The sequence below is a fragment of the Arthrobacter sp. 01L42 genome, from assembly GCF_056400005.1.
This window is the reverse complement of record NZ_JBFTSL010000002.1, coordinates 74,726-93,438: the sequence shown is the minus strand read 5'-3', so window position 1 is coordinate 93,438 and position 18,713 is coordinate 74,726. Positions and strand designations below refer to the sequence as shown.

13 protein-coding genes and 1 tRNA gene are annotated in these 18,713 nt (G+C 68.6%); 11 read left to right on the top strand and 3 right to left on the bottom strand.

Features of this window, described 5'->3' with window-relative positions; translation table 11 throughout:
• The first annotated feature begins 222 nt into the window (after nt 1–222).
• The gene (locus AC1DN2_RS02380) at nt 223–1,722 is read left to right on the top strand and encodes an NAD-dependent succinate-semialdehyde dehydrogenase (protein ID WP_223914141.1); all 1,500 of its coding nucleotides are present in this window, start codon (nt 223–225) and stop codon (nt 1,720–1,722) included.
• A 9-nt stretch (nt 1,723–1,731) separates the two neighbouring features.
• On the opposite strand, the gene AC1DN2_RS02375 is transcribed toward AC1DN2_RS02380, so the two are convergent.
• From AC1DN2_RS02375 to AC1DN2_RS02365, 3 genes are read right to left on the bottom strand one after another with little or no spacing between them, the layout of a single operon-like run.
• Nucleotides 1,732–4,281, bottom strand: a complete 2,550-nt coding sequence (locus AC1DN2_RS02375; RefSeq protein ID WP_476849069.1) for a transglutaminase TgpA family protein — start codon at nt 4,279–4,281, stop codon at nt 1,732–1,734.
• Nucleotides 4,278–5,807: a DUF58 domain-containing protein gene (locus AC1DN2_RS02370; RefSeq protein ID WP_476849068.1), complete on the bottom strand. Its 1,530-nt coding sequence runs from the start codon at nt 5,805–5,807 to the stop codon at nt 4,278–4,280. Before AC1DN2_RS02370 ends, AC1DN2_RS02375 begins: the two co-directional genes overlap by 4 nt.
• A 14-nt stretch (nt 5,808–5,821) precedes the next feature.
• Nucleotides 5,822–6,979 (bottom strand): AAA family ATPase, encoded by a 1,158-nt coding sequence (locus AC1DN2_RS02365; protein WP_476849067.1) that lies wholly within the window; start codon nt 6,977–6,979, stop codon nt 5,822–5,824.
• 177 nt (nt 6,980–7,156) lie between these two features.
• On the opposite strand from AC1DN2_RS02365, the gene AC1DN2_RS02360 reads away from it, so the two are divergent.
• From AC1DN2_RS02360 to pth, 10 genes are all read left to right on the top strand, one after another.
• Complete coding sequence (locus AC1DN2_RS02360; protein ID WP_476849066.1) at nt 7,157–8,044, top strand: TatD family hydrolase; 888 nt, start codon at nt 7,157–7,159, stop codon at nt 8,042–8,044.
• A gap of 304 nt (nt 8,045–8,348) precedes the next feature.
• Nucleotides 8,349–9,494 carry a ubiquitin-like domain-containing protein gene (locus AC1DN2_RS02355; RefSeq protein WP_476849065.1) on the top strand — a complete coding sequence of 382 codons (1,146 nt, stop codon included), beginning with the start codon at nt 8,349–8,351 and terminating at the stop codon, nt 9,492–9,494.
• Nucleotides 9,495–9,711: 217 nt separating this feature from the next.
• On the top strand, nt 9,712–10,551 hold the full coding sequence (gene rsmA / locus AC1DN2_RS02350) for a 16S rRNA (adenine(1518)-N(6)/adenine(1519)-N(6))-dimethyltransferase RsmA (protein WP_476849158.1): 840 nt from the start codon (nt 9,712–9,714) through the stop codon (nt 10,549–10,551).
• A gap of 81 nt (nt 10,552–10,632) precedes the next feature.
• Nucleotides 10,633–11,595, top strand: coding sequence for a 4-(cytidine 5'-diphospho)-2-C-methyl-D-erythritol kinase (locus tag AC1DN2_RS02345; RefSeq protein WP_028276492.1), 963 nt, complete (start codon nt 10,633–10,635; stop codon nt 11,593–11,595).
• Between the two features lie 72 nt (nt 11,596–11,667).
• Complete coding sequence (locus AC1DN2_RS02340) at nt 11,668–13,497, top strand: ABC-F family ATP-binding cassette domain-containing protein (protein ID WP_476849064.1); 1,830 nt, start codon at nt 11,668–11,670, stop codon at nt 13,495–13,497.
• Nucleotides 13,498–14,415: 918 nt separating this feature from the next.
• Nucleotides 14,416–14,487: transfer RNA gene (locus AC1DN2_RS02335), tRNA-Gln, on the top strand.
• A gap of 43 nt (nt 14,488–14,530) precedes the next feature.
• Nucleotides 14,531–16,057 carry a bifunctional UDP-N-acetylglucosamine diphosphorylase/glucosamine-1-phosphate N-acetyltransferase GlmU gene (gene glmU, locus AC1DN2_RS02330; protein ID WP_476849063.1) on the top strand — a complete coding sequence of 509 codons (1,527 nt, stop codon included), beginning with the start codon at nt 14,531–14,533 and terminating at the stop codon, nt 16,055–16,057.
• Between the two features lie 5 nt (nt 16,058–16,062).
• Nucleotides 16,063–17,043: a ribose-phosphate diphosphokinase gene (locus AC1DN2_RS02325; RefSeq protein WP_018774662.1), complete on the top strand. Its 981-nt coding sequence runs from the start codon at nt 16,063–16,065 to the stop codon at nt 17,041–17,043.
• Between the two features lie 277 nt (nt 17,044–17,320).
• Complete coding sequence (locus AC1DN2_RS02320; protein WP_028276489.1) at nt 17,321–17,920, top strand: 50S ribosomal protein L25/general stress protein Ctc; 600 nt, start codon at nt 17,321–17,323, stop codon at nt 17,918–17,920.
• Between the two features lie 179 nt (nt 17,921–18,099).
• Entirely contained in the window at nt 18,100–18,687 is a 588-nt protein-coding gene (gene pth / locus AC1DN2_RS02315) for an aminoacyl-tRNA hydrolase (RefSeq protein WP_476849062.1), read from the top strand.
• The last annotated feature ends 26 nt before the right edge of the window (nt 18,688–18,713 follow it).

Below are 18,713 nucleotides of genomic sequence, written 5' to 3'. Positions count from 1 at the left end.
CGGAACCGGGCTCCACGCGCACGCAGAACGGTTGTGCAGCTGCACAGCATAGTCTGGATACAGTAGTGCGCGCATGCATAGACTTGCCAGTGAGCGCGGCAGTAGCGTGGCAGTAATCCAGACGCCCGTGCCTGCCTGTGGGAACGAGCGCCTACAACGAAAACTCATTCAAAAAACTTGTGCCCACACTAGTTCAACCGAATTGCTGACGAGGGAGTCATTGTGACTGTAACTGCCCAGCCTATTGTTTCCGCGGACCGGGAGAGCGCCCTGCTGGCGTCCGTTCCGACGGGTCTGCTGATCAACGGCGAATGGCGTCCGGCCGTGTCCGGGAAGACCTTCGACGTCGAGGATCCCGCGACCGGGAAGGTACTGCTCAGCATTGCCGACGCCGGTCCCGAAGACGGCAAGGCGGCCCTGGACGCGGCCGCTGCCGCGCAGGAGTCCTGGGCCAAGGTCCCGGCCCGGGAACGCGGCGAGATCCTGCGCCGCGCCTTCGAGCTGGTAACTGAACGGGCCGAGGACTTCGCGCTCCTGATGACCCTGGAGATGGGCAAACCGCTGGCCGAGGCCCGCGGCGAGGTCACCTACGGCGCCGAGTTCCTGCGCTGGTTCTCGGAAGAGGCCGTCCGCGCGTTCGGCCGCTACTCGGTTTCCCCGGACGGCAAGTCCCGGCTGCTGGTGACCAAGAAGCCCGTGGGCCCGTGCCTTTTGATCACGCCGTGGAACTTCCCGCTGGCGATGGCCACCCGCAAGATCGCCCCCGCGGTCGCGGCCGGCTGCACGATGGTGCTCAAGTCCGCGAACCTGACCCCGCTGACGTCCCAGCTGTTCGCGGCCGTAATGGTCGAGGCCGGCCTGCCCGCCGGTGTCCTGAACGTCATCCCGACCTCCACGGCCGGCGCCACCACGGGCCCGCTGATCAAGGATCAGCGCCTGCGCAAGCTGTCCTTCACCGGTTCCACCGAGGTCGGCCGCCGGCTGCTCGCGGACGCGTCCGAGACGGTGCTGCGGACCTCGATGGAACTCGGCGGGAACGCCCCGTTCGTCGTCTTCGGGGACGCCGACATCGACGCCGCCGTCGCCGGGGCGATGCTGGCGAAGCTGCGGAACATGGGCGAGGCCTGCACCGCGGCGAACCGGTTCATCGTGCACGAGTCCGTCGCGGCCGAGTTCGCGGAGAAGTTCGCCGCGAAGATGGCGGATATGACCACCGCCCGCGGCACCGAGGCCGAGTCCAAGGTCGGCCCGCTGATCGATGCCAAGAGCCGGGACAAGGTCCACGAACTCGTCACCGACGCCGTGAACTCCGGTGCTGTCGCCGTGACCGGCGGCTCCGCCGTCGAAGGCCCGGGCTACTTCTACAAGCCCACGATCCTCACCGGCGTGAGCGAGGGCAGCCGGATCCTGTCCGAGGAAATCTTCGGACCCGTCGCCCCGATCATCACCTTTGACACCGAGGACGAGGCCGTCCGGCTCGCGAACAACACCGAGTACGGGCTGGTGGCCTATGTCTTCACCCGGGACCTGAACCGGGGCATCCGGATGGGCGAACGGCTCGAGACCGGCATGCTGGGCCTCAACGCCGGCGTGGTCTCCAACGCTGCCGCCCCGTTCGGCGGCGTCAAGCAGTCCGGCCTGGGCCGTGAAGGCGGCCTCGAGGGCATCGAGGAATACCTCTACACGCAGTACATCGGCATCGCCGACCCCTACGCCGGCTAGCCACGCCAGCTACCCGCGGCGCACCCGGCGGACGGAGTTGCGGATCTTTCCCCAGGATCCCGCGAACCCCCGCCGGGTGCGTCGGGCTGTCCGGGAGTATTGTGCTGTCCGGGAGAGGAATCCGCGGGGCAGCCGGAGGGCCCGTCGCCAGCCGGACATGACCGACGGCGGGAGCCAGGCCGCGCGCAGCCGGACCAGGAAGCCGGCGTTGGCGCGCAGCGAGGCCTGCACCAGGGCGATCCTGGCCGCGGCGGAGTCGGCCGGATCCGCGGAGCCTGCGGTCCGCGCCGGACCGGCCACGCCGCCCGGGCGGCCGTACTGCTCACGTTCGAAGTCCTCGGTCAGGGCCGCCGCGGCCCGCTGGCCGGGCCCGTCCGCACCGCCGGGTTCCCCCAAAACCGTCGAGGCGCGCAACCGCTCGGAGAAATTCCGCGGCGTTTCGCTCGCTCCGGGCGCCACCCCGTAGTCCGTGGCCAGATCCCGCAGTTCCGCCCAGGCCGGCAGCGCCGTCCCGGCCGTGACGCCGGGATAGCCGCGGGACGCCGTCCTTAGCCTGCGGCGCCGCACGCCGCTGCGCACCAGCCGCGGGGAGGCCACCAGCAGCGCCAGCAGCAGCACCGCGGCAACGCTGTACAGCGCCTGTGCCGCCTGCGCGCCGCTGGGCGCCGGCGTGCCCGCTCCGGGAAGCGGGACCGTGCCGGGCGCCGGGAACGGTGCCTGGGTGGAACCGTCACCGGGGGTCAGGGCGTCGTTGCGGTCGTTGGTGCTGGCACCGCTGCGTGCGGCGGCATCCGTGGCGTACGCCGGAACGACGCCGCGGGACGGTGTCGGCTCAAACGCGACCCAGCCGATGCCCTGGAAATAGAGCTCCGGCCAGGCGTGGGCGTCCCGGGCATCGACCTCGAACTCCGGAAGCGGGCCCTGGCCCGAGACCGCCACCGTGGCCCCCGTGGGCCGCCCCGGCGCGTAGCCCACGGCGATCCTGCTCGGAATGCCCTCCAGCCTGGCCATCACGGCCATGGCGGAGGCGAAATGAATGCAGTAGCCGCTCTTCTGGGTCAGGAAGTCCGCCAGCACGGACAGGCCGTTGCCGTCGTAGCCGCCCTGCACGGGGGACTGCAGCGAGTAGCTGAACTCGGCGGAGCGCAGATACCTCTGGATGGCCATGGCCCGCGAATACGGCGAGTTGGCACCCGCCGTCACGGTTTTAGCCGTGCTGCGCACAACCTCCGGAACATTCGACGGTTCCCGGAGGAACAGTTCGGGGACACCGGTCACCGGCCCGGAAGCGCCCGCCAGCAGCGCTGCCGTGAGCTGCGGAGTGACGGACGAGACCACATATTGCTGGTCGCGGGAATTTGTGTCCACACCCTTGATGCTCAGCGTGGCGGGGTCCCAGCTCCAGCGCCCTGAGAGTCCGTTGACAGCTTCCGGCGCATACGGTGCGGGCAGGTACGGGCTCGTGTACTGGCCGGTGTTGACGGCCGTAATTACGCGGAGCTCGGCAGGGGCGGTTTCATGCCCGGCCTCGAGCCGGCCGGTTCCTGGCTGCCGGCTCGACTCCCGGTCATCGGGTGACCAGGAATCGCCGTCAAAGGTGTCCACGGTCACCGAGCGCAGGTACGGCGTCGTCGGCGCGTTCGTGGCGAAGGTGATCCGGCCCTCGCCGGAGGGGCTGCGCAGGCTGTTGCCCAGGCTGATCATCGGATTGAGGCCGGTGGCGCCGCCGAACGGGTTCAGCCGCGAGCCCTGCGGGAACGTGCCCTGGTCGAAACCCGGGATGACCAGCTGCAGCACCAGCGTGAGGGTCAGCGCCGCGACGGCCGTGACCGTGCCGCGCCGGAGCTGCCCGGGGTTGCGGGCGGTGTCGGCCAGGGTGCGGGTATCCGGCGTGTACCAATGGCTGCAGCCGAGGATCAACAGGTACCCGACTACGGCGCCCACGAACCCCAGCACTCCCACGCTTTGCGGCTTGACCATGGCCGGCACCACGAGTATTGCCAGGATCCCGAGCCCGCTCGTGGCCGGCAGCGCCAGCGGGAACGCCAGGGCATCGATGAGGATCACGAGCAGCCCGAGGACCGCGCAGATCAGCATGACGATTCCGGCGTTGGGGGCCACTGGGGTGCTCTCGGCCAGAACCGTTTCGCTGGCCCGCCGGAGGAACTTTCCCAGGTAGTTCATGGTCTCCGGGGAGGGGATGAACCCGGCAATGCTGTGCTGCCGGAAGAAGATGAAGGTCACGGCCACGATCAGCGCCACCAGGCCGCCGGCGGTCACCAGCCAGGGCCGGGCACGCAGGGACCGGAGCACCGCGAGCGAGAACGCAACGGAGAGCACGGTACTGAACACCGGGGAGTACCAGGCCCAGCCACGCAGGACGCCGTTGAATCCGAGGGCCGCGCCCGCGACGGCTACCGCGACGGCGGTCGCCATCACCCAGGGCCGGGCGCCGGGTCCGTCCGGCCGGGACGCCGCACCGGGGGAGAGGGCTGTCGGTTCTTCTTCGCCGGCCGTGCCGGTGCCGGTGCCTTGGCTGCGTTGCGGGGCGAGCGTCATGGCCGGCCCCCCACGCCGCGGCGGACGTCGGCCCCGGCGGACATCCCCGGGTCTGCCTGGTCGAAGGCTGCCCAGGCGTCAGGCAGCGAGCTCTGGGCGGATACCGCCAGGGCCCGCCATCCGCCCAGCCGCAGCGCCTCCAGCACCTCGGGCACGTCGCCGGAGTCCTGTGCCCGGTCCGTGACCAGCAGCGCGAAGGCGTTCGCGCCGAACCCGGCGGCCGGGGACAGCGCCCGGGCCTCGGCCGGGGTCAGGCTGCCCAGGACCGCCAGGACAGGTCCGCGCAGCCGGTGGGCGGAAAGTTTGTCCATCAGGGTGTCGTCGAAGGCGTGCGGGGCATTACCGGTGCCCGCCCCGGCCCCGGAGCGGAATCCCCCCGGCGCGGAAGATCCGGTGCTGGTTCCCGCCGCGGCCTTCTGCGGGCGGGGCCCCGTGCGGTCACGGTGCGGGTGGTTGTGGTGGTGGGTGTGGTGCGGGCCGGAAAGCTCGATGGCAGCCAGGCTTTCGGCGATGGACTGCAGCCCGGCCGTTCCGGTGTATTCCTCGGCTTCCGGGTCGGGAGCGGACGGCGAATGCCGGAAGGCCGGCTCGCCCGCGCTGTCCAGGAACCGCAGCGAGTAGTTGCGTTCCGCGAGGTGCGCCCCGATCGACATCGCCGCCGTGACAGCCCACTCGAAGGCATCAGAGGTCAGCAGGTCGTGGCCGTCCCCCTCCCCGCCGCCCGGGTGGCCGCCGGAGGAATGGGCACTGTGGCCGAACACCCCGTGGGGGTAGGCGGAGAGTCGCTGGTCCAGGATGATGGTCGCCTCGGGGGTCGTGACGGATTCCTCCTGCCGCACCATGAGGGACCCGTGGCGGGCGGTCGCGGCCCAGTGCACCCGGCGCAGCGGATCCCCGTGGCGGTATTCGCGGGTCATGACGTCGTCGTCGCTGGGATTGGCCCGGGCCCGCGTGGGTGTGACACCGTCGTGTCCGCGGGCACCGGCGAGCCCCGTCTCCGGCAGCTCGATGGCGGCGGGCGTCACGGTGAGGAGGTCGCCGTCGTCAATCGCGTGGCGGTGGAAGGAGAGCCCGAAGGGATCGCTGAATTCCGCCGTGACGGGCCCGATCAGGAACTGGCCGCGCCTGGCCGAGCGGAGGTGGTACTCATAGCGGCTGGTGCCGCCGGCTGCCGCACGGGCCGGGAACCGGAAGACGGGCGATTCGCCGAACCGGGCCGGCAAGTGTTCCTCCATGACCGCGTGGCCTGTGCCCGCCCCGGTCCGCGCGACGGCCAGCCGCACCGTGGCACGGGCGGAGGTTTCAACCGGCGACGGGCTGAATTCGCGGTAGACCCGGAACCTCGGCTTCAGGACCCGGGTTCCGGCCAGGGCGAGCGCCGGCAGCACCAGCAGCAGGACGGCCAGGGCCAGCAGGTCCCGGCGCCCCATGATCTGCGCGGCCAGCAGCGACACCGCACCCGCGCCGAGCAGGCCCCAGCCGCGGCTGCTGAAGAAGTGCCCGGGGAACCGATCCCTTAACGCCACGGCGGAGCCATTCCCTAGCGCGGATTGGGCAGGTTGGGCGGCGGCGCGGCTGCCATGGCCGAGGCCTTCTTCCGGCCAGGGCGGCCGGTTCCGTTGGGTGAGGCCGTCACGTCCGGGGTGACGGGTATCTTGGCGATGATGGCCCGGATGACGCTTTGCGGCGTCTCACCCGCGCTGGCCGCCTTGCGGTCGAGGATGATCCGGTGGGCGAGCACCGCTTCGGCGACGCTGACGACGTCGTCCGGCAGCACAAAGTCCCGGCCCTCCAGCGCGGCGGTGGCCTTCGCCGCACGCAGGAGCTGCAGCATGGACCGCGGGCTGGCGCCGAGCCGGAGAAGCCCGCTTTCCCGCGTGGCCCGGCCCAGGGCCACGGTGTACTCCTTGATCGACCGGGACACGTACACCTGCTGCACCGTGGCAATCATGGCGGCCACTTCCGCCGCGGTGACCACTGCCGTCACACGCGCCAGCGGAGAGGAGGCCTGGTGGGTTTCGAGCATCTCCATCTCGGACTCACGGTCCGGATAGCCCATGGAAATCCGGGCCATGAAGCGGTCCCGCTGCGCTTCCGGCAGCGGATACGTGCCCTCCATCTCAATGGGGTTCTGCGTCGCCACCACCATGAAGGGCTCATCCAGCCGGTAGGACGTGCCGTCCACCGTGACCTGGTGCTCCTCCATGCACTCCAGCAGGGCTGACTGGGTCTTGGCCGAGGCGCGGTTGATTTCGTCCCCGATGACGATGTTGGCGAACACCGCGCCGTGCCGGAACTCGAAGGTCCGGGTCGCCTGGTTGTAGATGGACACGCCCGTGACGTCGGACGGGAGCAGGTCCGGGGTGAACTGGATCCGGCTGACGGAACAGTCGATGGTGCGGCCCAGCGTCTTCGCCAGGAGCGTCTTGCCCACCCCTGGGACGTCTTCGAGGAGCAGGTGGCCCTGGGCGAGGAGGACCGTGAGCGCCAGTTTGGCCGCTTCGGCCTTGCCGTCGATGACCGTATTGATCGCCGTCAGGATCCGGGTGCTGGCTGAGTGGAAGGCGTCGGCTTCCATGGCCGGCAGTTCATGCCGCGGGGGCCGGTGTCCGGCTGCGTTTGGATCCAAGGAAGCGCGGCCCGGGAGGCTCTGTCCTTGGGGGAGGATGTCGTCTACGGAAGTGCGGTGGTAATCCATCGGCAGCCTTTCAGCCCTGGTGGGTCCCGGATCTGACCGCCCGCGGCGGCCGGGCCCCGCAGTGGCATTCACCTGTTTCCTAACGGGGAAATTACAGAGTATTAACAGACTACTAACACAACTGCCGGCCCTGACAGAGAGTTCCGGGGAAATCTGGCCTCCAGTTAGGGTGGATGAATGCTCAGTCCCCTCACTCCCGTCCCCTTCCGGTCGCCTGGACACGACGGTACCGGACGCAGCGGGTATCCGCCCGCACCTGAACCGCTTCCCGTGCCGGTCATGGACAACCACACGCATTTGGATTTTCCCGACGCGGAGCTTGAGGTGGGCATCAAGGACGCCCTCGATGCCGCCGCCGCCGTGGGCGTGCAAGGCGCCGTGCAGGTGGGCTGCGACCTCGAATCGTCCCGGTTTACGGTCAACGCGGTCGACCTCGATTCACGGCTCCTGGGCGCTGTTGCCCTCCACCCCAACGACGCCCCCGGCTACGCCCGGCGCGGCGGCCTGGAGGAGGCCCTGGCCGAGATCGAGGAGCTCGCCGCCCATCCGAGGATCCGGGCGATCGGGGAGACCGGCCTGGACTTCTTCCGGACCGAGGGCGAGGGCCTGGTCCACCAGCGCTATTCGTTCCGCCGCCATATCGACATCGCCAAACGGCTCGGACTGACGCTGCAAATCCACGACCGCGACGCCCACGACGACGTCGTCCAGGTCCTGCGCGAAGAGGGGGCCCCGGAGCGGGTGGTCTTCCACTGTTTCTCCGGCGGCGAGGCGCTCGCCCGGACCTGCAACGCGGAGGGCTGGTACATGTCCTTTGCCGGAACAGTGACATTCAAGAACGCGACGGACCTGCGGGAAGCGCTGGCCATCGCTGAGCCGAGCCGGATCCTGGTCGAGACCGACGCGCCCTTCCTCACCCCGCACCCGCATCGCGGCCGGCCGAACGCGAGCTACATGGTTCCGTACACGGTGCGGGCCATGGCCGATGTGACTGGGTCGGAGCTTTCCGGGCTGTGTGCGCAGATCGCCGCAAATACGGTGCGGGCGTACGGATCCTGGGACTGAAACGCCCTCATCCAGCCTCCCGGTGTAGATACGGGGTATGCACAAATTCTTGGTTCCTTTATAACGCTTCGATTACAGTGGTCAACTATTAGCCGGGGTCGGGGAAGGCCTACGGATAATTTCACTCCAGCAGGGCGTGCATTGTGGCCAACGAACCACATGCGCGCTCTCGTTTTGGGTGAGGCAGTGCACGCATGTTCCGTGACGCTCCGGACGCTGTCCGGAGCCGCCGTTGGCGCGCTCGCGGGGGATGGCCACGTGCACTTTTCCCCGTGCCCGGAAGGTCCAAGAGATTCGGGCAATTGTGGTCAAGTTCTTCACATCGGACGGCAAGTTCAGCTTCGTCAAGGTTGGCACGCAGCTCGTGGTGCTGGTGGCACTGGTGCTGGGCCTCGTGGCCTTCGTCGGCAATAACAAGACGATCACACTCAACGTGGATGGCAAAGTCAGCTCCGTCCAGACCTTCGGCGGAACCGTCGGGGAAGTCGTCAAGAGTGCCAAGGTTGAACTGCAGCCATCTGACAGGGTGTCGCCTTCGGCGGACGCCCATGTGCAGGACGGGTCAGTCATCAACGTCAATCTCGCCAAGGCCGTCAAGGTCAGCCTGGACGGCGCCGAACGGACCATCTCCACCACCGCACCCACCGTCGAAGGGCTCGTGACCGAACTCGGCGTGGCCAGCGCTTCTCAGGTCTCCGTGCCCAAGGACGCCCAGCTCGCCGTCTCCGGCTCCTTCGTCTCCATCTCGACGCCGAAAAAGGTGAGCCTCGTTGCGGACGGCAAGGCGGCAGCGACCACCACGACGGCGGCCACAGTCGCCAAAGTGCTCGAGGACGCCGGGCTTTCGCTTGGGGCCAGCGACCGCGTCTCCCAGCCCGGGAACGCCCCGGTGGTCAATGACATGGTGATCAAGGTCTCCCGCGTCGACGTCAGCAAGACGGCCAACACCACCGAGCCCGTCGCCTTCGAAACGCTCACCACCGAGAGTGCTGACATGTTCAAGGGTGAGAAGAAGGTCACCCAGGCCGGCGTCGCCGGCACCACCAGCAAGAACTTCAAGCTGGTCCTCGTGGATGGCCGCGAAGCCTCCCGGACCCTGGTGTCCGAGACCGTCAGCGTCCAGCCCGTCACCGAAAAGGTCACTGTCGGCACCAAGGAAAAGCCCAAGCCTGCCGCCAACACCGGTGCGGCCGCCCCCGCCATGATGAACCAGGGCATGTGGGACAAGATCGCCCAGTGCGAATCCGGCGGCAACTGGTCCACCAACACCGGCAACGGCTACTACGGAGGCCTGCAGTTCGACGTCGGCACCTGGCTCAGCTCGGGCGGCGGCGCCTACGCCCCGAACGCCGCGGCCGCCACCAAGGCCCAGCAGATCGCCGTCGCCAACCGGGTCTACGCCCAGCGCGGACTGCAGCCCTGGGGTTGCGGCTGGGCCGCCTCCAGCTAGCAGGCCAGGCCCGCGGCTGACTGCCCGCCACTGAACGCCCGCAACTAAACGCCCGACTCCCGCGGCTGCCGACCACAGCCAGGGGAGAGCACAGGCCGGGTCCGGATTCCCTCCGGACCCGGCCTGCGGCGTACCGGCGCCGGGATAGGATACCTAGGTGACTGAACCGAGCCCCTCCGCCCCCGAAAGCCTGCCCGGAGCGGCGCCCGCACCGCTGATGGGTGCCTCCGATATCCGCCGGCTGGCAGAGGAAATCAGCGTGCGGCCCACGAAGACCCTCGGGCAGAACTTCGTGATCGACGGCAACACCATCCGGCGGATCGTGAACGCCGCCGACATCCGGGCCGATGAGACCGTCCTGGAAGTCGGCCCCGGACTCGGGTCACTGACCCTTGGCCTGCTGGACGCCGCCCGCAGCGTGGTCGCCGTCGAAATCGATCCGGTCCTTGCCGGGCGCCTGCCGGCCACTGTCGCCGCGTGGCGACCGCACGCCGTCGGGAACTTCCACCTCGTGCTGGCGGACGCCATGCGGGTCACCAAACTTCCCGTCGAGCCGACCGCCCTCGTCGCGAATCTTCCCTACAACGTGGCCGTTCCCGTGGTGCTGCACCTCCTGCAGCACTTCCCGAGCCTGCAGCACGGCCTGGTCATGGTCCAGGATGAAGTCGCCGACCGGCTCGCGGCCGGGCCCGGCTCCAAGACCTACGGCGTTCCATCCGTCAAAGCCGCCTGGTACAGCAGTATGCGCAAGGCCGGCGTGATCGGCATGAACGTCTTCTGGCCAGCGCCCAAGATCCATTCCGGACTCGTCGCCTTCACGCGCCGGGAGCCCCCGGTTACGACCGCCACCAGGGAGCAGGTCTTCGCCGTGATCGACGCCGCCTTCGCGCAGCGCCGCAAGACGCTCCGGGCCGCGCTGGCCGGCTGGGCCGGCAGTGCCGCCGAGGCCGAACGCTGCCTGCGGGCCGCCGGCGTCGACCCCACCGCACGCGGCGAAGTGATCGACATCGCGGCGTTCGCCAGAATCGCCGAAGCCCACGGACAACCGGACTCCTGAGCTCCTTGTGAGCTCTGCATGGGCGCCTCCAGGGGCTGTTGCGTGCTTGGAGCCCGGGCCGCGATGCCATAGCGTGGAGCCATGAACGCAGTGAGAGGGCGCTTTGCCGCGAGGACCGTCCGGGTGAAAGCTCCAGGCAAGGTTAACGTCTCACTGGATGTCGGACCGCTGCGGCCGGACGGCTACCACTCCGTGGCCAGCGTCTACCTGGCTGTCTCGCTCTACGAAGAAATTGCCGCCACCAGCACCGATACCGGCGAGATCACCGTCAGCATCAGCGATGCGAGCACCGTGGACCTCGACGGGGTGGACATTCCGCTCGATCACCGCAACCTGGCCTACAAAGCCGCCGCCATCATGGCCGACGTCTCGGAACACTCCACGGGTGTCCACCTGGAGATCACCAAACGGGTGCCCGTGGCTGGCGGCATGGGCGGCGGATCGGCCGACGCCGCCGCCACCCTGCTGGCCTGCGACGCGTTGTGGAACAGCGGACTGTCCCGCGATGAGCTGGCCCACCTGGCCGCCGAGCTCGGCGCCGATGTTCCCTTCGCGCTGCTGGGCGGCACCGCCGTCGGACTGGGCCTCGGCGATGACCTCTCGCCGGCCCTGGTCAAGGCCCAGACGGACTGGGTCCTGGTCAGCGCGGACTTCGGCCTGCCCACCCCTGAGGTCTACCGCACCCTGGACCGCCTGCGCGCGGCCGAGGGCCTGGCGGTGGACGAACCCGACGCCGTGGATCCCGGCGTGCTCACGGCTCTGCGCAGCGGCGATGCCGACGCCCTGAGCCGCGTGCTGGTCAACGACCTCCAGCGCGCCTCGATCGAACTGGCCCCGGGCCTGCGCGAGACCCTGGGCCGCGGCGAGGCCTGCGGCGCGATCGCAGGCATCGTCTCCGGCTCCGGACCCACCGTCGCGTTCCTCGCGCACAGCCCCGCCGCGGCCGCCGGGCTCGCCGAAGAGCTGCGGCACCACAGCCTCGACGCCATGGCGGTGCACGGGCCGGTGCATGGGGCCCGCATCATCTCCGATACGCTCCTTTAGGAGCTTTTGACGCATCGCATCCGATGACTTCACAGCTTCACTTCACCGATACACCTAAGAAAGCAGTTCCCAGTGGCACACCTGCTCGGCGGCGAGAACCTCACGGTCTCGTATGCAACCCGTACCGTCCTCGATGGCATTACCCTCGGCCTTGAAGAGGGCGACCGGATTGGCATGGTGGGCCGCAACGGTGACGGCAAGTCAACCCTGATGCGGTTGCTGGCAATGCGCTCCACCCCGGACTCCGGCCGGGTGACCAAGCGCAGCGAGGTCAACATCGGCTACCTGGACCAGAGCGACGTGCTCGACGGCGACCTCACCGTCGGCGCCGCGATCGTGGGGGACCAGGCCGACTACGAGTGGGCCCGCAATCCCCAGATCCGCGAAGTCATGGGCGGGCTGGTGTCCGACGTCGACTGGCACGCCAACGTCCACGCGCTCTCCGGCGGGCAGAAGCGGCGTGTGGCGCTGGCCAAGCTGCTGATCGAGGACCACGACGTCATCATGCTCGACGAGCCCACCAACCACCTCGACGTCGAAGGCGTCGCGTGGCTGTCCCGGCACCTGAAGACCCGCTGGCGGGCCAACCAGGGCGCCTTCCTCGTGGTCACCCACGACCGCTGGTTCCTCGACGAAGTCTGCACCAAGACCTGGGAAATCCACGACGGCATCATGGACCCGTTCGACGGCGGCTATGCCGCCTACGTCCTGGCCCGGGCCGAGCGCGACCGCTCCGCTTCCGTGATGGAAAGCAAGCGCCAGCAGCTCGTGAAGAAGGAACTCGCCTGGCTCCGGCGCGGTGCCCCGGCCCGCACCGCCAAGCCCAAGTTCCGGATCGAGGCAGCCAACGCCCTGATCGCGGACGTCCCCGAGCCGCGCGACTCGACGGCGCTGAGCAAGATGGCCACCGCCCGGCTGGGCAAGGATGTCCTGGACCTCGAGCACGTCTCGCTGGACTTCCTCGGCGGCGAGCCCGGGCAGAAGCTCTTCGACAACATCACGCTGCGCCTCGCCCCCGGGGAGCGGCTGGGCCTCGTGGGCGTCAACGGCGCCGGCAAGACCACCCTGCTCAAACTCCTCAACGGTGAGATCCAGCCCAGCTCCGGGAAGGTCAAGCGCGGCAAGACGGTGGTCACCGCGGTCCTGACCCAGGAGGTCAAGGAACTCGACGACGTCTCGGACCTGCGCGTGATCGAAGTGATCGAGCGGGAAAAGCGCTCCTTCAACGTCGGCGGCAAGGAATTCACCGCCGGCCAGCTCGTGGAGCAGCTGGGCTTCACCAACGAGAAGCAGTGGACCCCGGTCAAGGACCTCTCCGGTGGCGAACGCCGGCGGCTGCAGCTCCTGCGCCTGCTCGTGGGGGAGCCGAACGTGCTGATGCTTGACGAGCCGACCAACGACCTCGACACCGACACCCTCGCCGCCGTCGAAGATGTGCTCGACGGCTGGCCGGGCACGCTCGTCGTCGTCAGCCACGACCGCTACCTGCTCGAGCGCGTCACGGACCACCAGATGGCGCTCCTTGGCGACGGCAAGATCCGTGCCCTGCCGCGCGGCGTGGACCAGTACCTCGAACTGCGGGAAGGGGCCCTGGCCGGCTCCACGATCACCGGCGGCGGCAACCCCGTCACCTCCGCCGGCGGGGGATCCGCTCCCGCCGCCAGCGGCCCTTCCGAGGCCGAAAAGCGCGACGCCCGCAAGGCCAAGAATCGGATCGACCGCCAGCTGGGCAAACTCAAGCAGCAGGAAGACAAGATCCACGCCCAGATGACCGCCCGGGCTGGGGACGCCAGCAAGTTCGACCAGCTCGCCGGGCTCAACGCGAAACTTCAGGAACTGGCCGGGGAACGCGAAGCCCTTGAACTCGAATGGCTCGAAGCCCTGGAAGTGCTGGGGGAGTAGCCTCCTGCCCTCCCCGGGACATGCCCAGCGTGAGCACCCACCGCTGGACATGTCCCTCGCAGCCCTCAAAACCCACGGGACATGTCCCTCGCCGCGGACCAGGGATGGGCATGTCCCTTGGCGGGCTGAATTTCCGCTGGGCATGTCCCTCGGCGCGGACCAGCATTGGACATGTCCCTTGGAGGGCTCAAATCCCGCCGGGCATGTCCCTCGCCGCGGGCCAGGGATGGGCACATTGGCGTTATGCCCATTGTCCGGGACCAACACTGGGCATATCCCGCATAGGGACCGAGGTCTCTGCGCACGCCCGGGAAGGCACGTCCCGCGGAGTGCGTGAATCCTGCGGCACATGTCACTTGGCGCAGGCCAGCATTGGACATGTCCCTTGGAGGGCTCAAATCCCGCAGGGCATGTCCCACGGCGCGGGCCAGGGATGGCCATATTGGCGTTATGTCCATTGTCCGGGACCAACACTGGGCATATCCCGCATGGGGGCCGAGGTCTCTGCGCACGCCCGGGAAGGCACGTCCCGCGGAGTGCGTGAATCCTGCGGCACATGTCCGGCCGCGCGGGCCAGCACTGGACATGTCCCTTGTAGGGCTGAATTTCCGCTGGGCATGCCCCTCGGCCCGGGCCGGGGATGGGCATATTGGCATTATGTCCATTGCTCGGCTCCAACGCTGGGCATGTCCCGCGTGGGGAACGGGGTCTCTGCGCACACCCAGGAAGGCACGTTCCGCGGAGCTCGTGAATCCCGCGGCACATGTCCCGCCGCGCGGACCAACAATGGGCATGTCCCGTGGCGCCGGCCGCACCGCCCACCCGCGCCTGCCCGCTCCTTCCGCGGCGCTGAGTCGCACGAGCATCAACCTTCGTGGCAGAATTGATTCTCGTGCCACAGGTCAAGCCTGGGCACGGTCCGCTCTGGTGTAATGGCAGCACCCCGGCCTTTGGAGCCGTGGAGTATAGGTTCGAGTCCTATGGGCGGAACTTGGCGAGACACACCGCGCAACCAAGCAAGGAGAGCCAATACGTGAGCCCCGAGAATACTGGCCCGGCCGCCGTGATCGTCCTAGCTGCAGGGGCCGGTACCCGGATGAAATCCCGTACCCCCAAAATTCTCCATGAGATCGGCGGCCGCTCGCTGGTCGGCCACGCGCTCCAGGCGGCCCGCAGTATCAGCCCCCGCGAGCTGGCCCTGGTGGTCCGGCATGAACGCGACCTCGTGGCCGCCCACGTCTCCGCCCTCGATCCGAAAGCCCTGATTGTGGACCAGGACGATGTGCCCGGCACCGGCCGCGCGGTCGAGGCGGCACTGGAAGCGCTCGACACGCTCGACCCCCAAGGCCCGCTGGGTGGAACGGTCGTGGTCACGTACGGCGACGTCCCGCTGCTCACCGGTGGCCTGCTCGGCGAGCTCGTCGCCGCCCACGAGGCCGAGGGCAACGCCGTCACCGTCCTCACCGCCGTGCTCGAGGACGCCACCGGCTACGGTCGCATCCTCCGCGCAGAAGACGGAACCGTCACGGGAATCCGCGAACACAAGGACGCCACCAGCGCCGAACGCGAAATCCGTGAGGTTAACTCCGGCATCTACGCCTTCGACGCCGCCGTCCTGCGCGACGCGCTGGTCCACGTCACCACGGACAACGCCCAGGGCGAAAAGTACCTCACCGATGTCTTGGCCCTGGCCCGCACCGCGGGCGGCCGCGTCGCCGCCGTCGTCACCGACGACCGCTGGCAGGTGGAGGGCGCCAACGACCGCGTCCAGCTCTCGGCGCTCGGCGCTGAACTCAACCGCCGCACCCTCGAAGCCTGGATGCGCGCCGGCGTGACCGTCGTGGATCCCGCCACGACGTGGATCGACGCCACGGTGACGCTCGACGAGGACGTCCGGCTCCTGCCCAACACCCAGCTGCACGGCAGCACCACGGTGGCGCGCGACGCCGTCGTCGGCCCGGACACCACGTTGACCGACGTCACGGTGGGGGAGGGCGCCACGGTGATCCGCACCCATGGCTCCGGCTCCACGATCGGGGCGCGCGCCAGCGTCGGCCCCTTCACCTACCTGCGCCCGGGCACCGTCCTGGGCGAGACCGGCAAGATCGGCGCGTTCTACGAAACCAAGAACGTCACGATCGGCCGCGGCTCGAAGCTGTCCCACCTCGGCTACGCCGGGGACGCGGAGATCGGCGAGGACACCAACATCGGCTGCGGCAACATCACGGCCAACTACGACGGCGAGAAGAAGCACCGTACGGTGATCGGCTCGGGTGTGCGCACCGGTTCGAATACCGTGTTCGTGGCCCCCGTGCGCGTGGGCGACGGCGCCTACAGCGGCGCCGGGGCGATCATCCGCAAGGACGTCCCGGCCGGCGCCCTCGCCGTCACCCTGGCCAAGCAGCGGAACTCGGACGGCTGGGTTGCGGCCAACCGCCCCGGTTCCGTTTCCGCCGGCCTGGCCGAGTCCGCCCTGGCCGAATCCGCTGCCGCGGTGGATTCCGCCGCGGGCGCCGCCCCAACATCCTCCACTACTCCGGCACCGACAGAAGAGGGCTAGCAATCATGAGCGAAATTACGGCACACGGCGAGAAGAAGCTGGTGCTGGCCGCGGGGCGCGCGCACCCTGAGCTGGCGAAGGAGATCGCGAAGGAGCTCGGCACCGAGCTGCTGCCCCTGGACGCCTACGACTTCGCCAACGGCGAGATCTACGTGCGGGCCGGCGAGAGCGTCCGAGGCACCGACGCCTTCGTGATCCAGGCCCACCCGGCCCCGTTGAACAACTGGCTCATGGAACAGCTGATCATGATCGATTCGCTCAAGCGGGCCTCCGCCAAGCGCATCACTGTGGTGTCCCCGTTCTACCCCTACGCCCGGCAGGACAAGAAGGGCCGTGGCCGCGAGCCGATCTCGGCACGCCTCGTCGCCGATCTGTACAAGACCGCCGGCGCCGACCGCATTATGAGTGTGGACCTGCACACTTCCCAGATCCAGGGCTTCTTCGATGGCCCCGTGGACCACCTGATGGCCATTCCGCTCCTGGCCGACTACATCCGCACCCGGGTCGGCTCGGACAAGGTCACGGTCGTCTCGCCGGACACCGGCCGCGTCCGCGTGGCCGAGCAGTGGGCCGAGCGCCTCGGCGGCGCGCCGCTGGCGTTCGTGCACAAGAGCCGTGACCTCACCGTGCCCAACCAGGCCGTCTCCAAGACGGTCGTGGGCCAGATTGAAGGCCGCACCTGCGTCCTGATCGACGACATGATCGACACCGGCGGAACCATCTCCGGCGCCGTCCAGGTGCTCAAGAACGCCGGCGCCAAGGATGTCATCATCGCCGCGACCCACGCCGTGTTCTCCGATCCGGCGGCCCGCCGGCTCTCCGAGTCCGGCGCCCGCGAAGTGGTGGTCACCAACACGCTGCCGATCACCGCGGACAAGCGGTTCCCGCAGCTGACCGTGCTCTCCATCGCGCCGCTGATCGCCCGCGCCATCCGTGAAGTGTTCGACGACGGCTCCGTCACCAGCCTGTTCGACGGCCAGGCCTAAGCCGGCCGGCGGAGGGCCCGGTTTCAGAAACCGGTCCCTCCGCTGGTAGCCTTGTACCGAAACCTTGGCGAGGGAGAGCGCCGGCATTCCGTATTGAATTCCTTATTGACGGGAAATTAATCGGAACCCGGACTGCTGGTCTCCGTAATCGACTGGGTCTGAATCTCCTTCTGAAGGGCAGCCGCACGGCAGCCCGGCGTTGAAGGTCGTAAACAGACCTCCGCCCTTGCTGAACACCGTTTAGTCCCACAGCTTGAAATCCCACGAGGAGATATCCATGTCTGAGCAGAAGCTCGCAGCAGAAGTCCGCACCGAATTCGGCAAGGGCTTCGCCCGCCGCGCCCGCATGGCCAACCTGATCCCGGCTGTCATCTACGGCCACGGTGCCGAGCCGATCCACATCACCCTGCCGGCGAAGGCCACCACCCTGGCCGTCCGAACCGCCAACGCCCTGCTGACCCTGGACATCGACGGCGAGCAGCATCTGGCCCTCGTCAAGGACATCCAGCGCAACCCGATCAAGCAGATCATCGAGCACCTCGACCTGCTGACCGTCCGCACCGGCGAGAAGGTCACCGTTGACGTACCCGTTCACCTCAGCGGCGAGCTGGCCCCGGGCAACGTCCACAACCTGGAAATGACGGTCGTTTCCGTCGAGGCCGAGGCAACCCACCTGCCGACCGCCATCGAGGTCAGCATCGAAGGCCGTAGCGCCGGCGAGCACATCCACGCTTCCGACCTCGTCCTGCCGAAGGGTTCCACCCTGCTGGCCGACCCCGAAGCACTCGTCGTCAACATCTCCGAGGCCACCGAAAACGTCGAAGAGGGCGAAGAGGGCGAAGCAGCCGCACCGTCGGCCGAAGCAGCAGCCGAGTAATTCCGTTGAATTTTACGGCGGCCGGGTCCCTCAGGGGCCCGGCCGCCGTCGTCTCTGATGCCGTATCCCGCGCCGTACGCGCCCCGTAGCCGGCTGCCTGCCCCGACCCACTTGACCCGTCCCACTTGACCCGCCCCACTGGCCGCGCCCCCGGCTGCGTCCCACCGAAGGACTGACCCATGACCGACACCTGGCTGATCGTAGGCCTTGGCAACCCCGGATCCGAGTACAGCCACAACCGGCACAACGTCGGCCAGATGGTCCTGGACGAACTCGCCTCGCGCGTCGGCGGTGGCTTCAAATCGCACAAATCGCGTGCCCAGGTCCTCGAAGGGCGCCTGGGCATCGGCGGAGCCCGGATCGTGCTGGCCAAGCCGCTGTCATACATGAACGTCTCCGGCGGCCCGGTGTCTGCCCTGGCCCAGTTCTACGGGATCGATCCGGCCCATGTCATTGCCGTCCATGACGAGATCGACATCCCCTTCGACACCGTGCGGCTCAAGATCGGCGGCGGCGAAGGCGGCCACAACGGACTGCGCGACATCTCCAAGGCCCTGGCCACCAAGGACTACCTGCGCGTGCGGGTGGGCGTCGGGCGTCCGCCCGGACGGATGGAGACCGCGGACTTTGTCCTGCGGGACTTTTCCGCGCCGGAGAAAAAAGAACTGCCCTTCCTCATCGACTCAGCTGCCGACGCCGTCGAAGTCCTGGTCCGGGACGGCCTCACCGCCGCCCAACAAAAGTTCCACCCGGCCAAGGCGACGTAGCCCCTCCCGGACGTAAACGCAGGCAA

Coding starts and splice junctions, on each gene's coding strand:
- AC1DN2_RS02375 (WP_476849069.1), bottom strand. CDS start 4,281: ATGACGCTCGCCCCGCAACGCAGCCAAGGCACCGGCACCGGCACGGCC.
- AC1DN2_RS02360 (WP_476849066.1), top strand. CDS start 7,157: ATGCTCAGTCCCCTCACTCCCGTCCCCTTCCGGTCGCCTGGACACGAC.
- pth (WP_476849062.1), top strand. CDS start 18,100: ATGACCGACACCTGGCTGATCGTAGGCCTTGGCAACCCCGGATCCGAG.
- AC1DN2_RS02365 (WP_476849067.1), bottom strand. CDS start 6,979: ATGGATTACCACCGCACTTCCGTAGACGACATCCTCCCCCAAGGACAG.
- rsmA (WP_476849158.1), top strand. CDS start 9,712: ATGGGTGCCTCCGATATCCGCCGGCTGGCAGAGGAAATCAGCGTGCGG.
- AC1DN2_RS02320 (WP_028276489.1), top strand. CDS start 17,321: ATGTCTGAGCAGAAGCTCGCAGCAGAAGTCCGCACCGAATTCGGCAAG.
- AC1DN2_RS02345 (WP_028276492.1), top strand. CDS start 10,633: ATGAACGCAGTGAGAGGGCGCTTTGCCGCGAGGACCGTCCGGGTGAAA.
- AC1DN2_RS02325 (WP_018774662.1), top strand. CDS start 16,063: ATGAGCGAAATTACGGCACACGGCGAGAAGAAGCTGGTGCTGGCCGCG.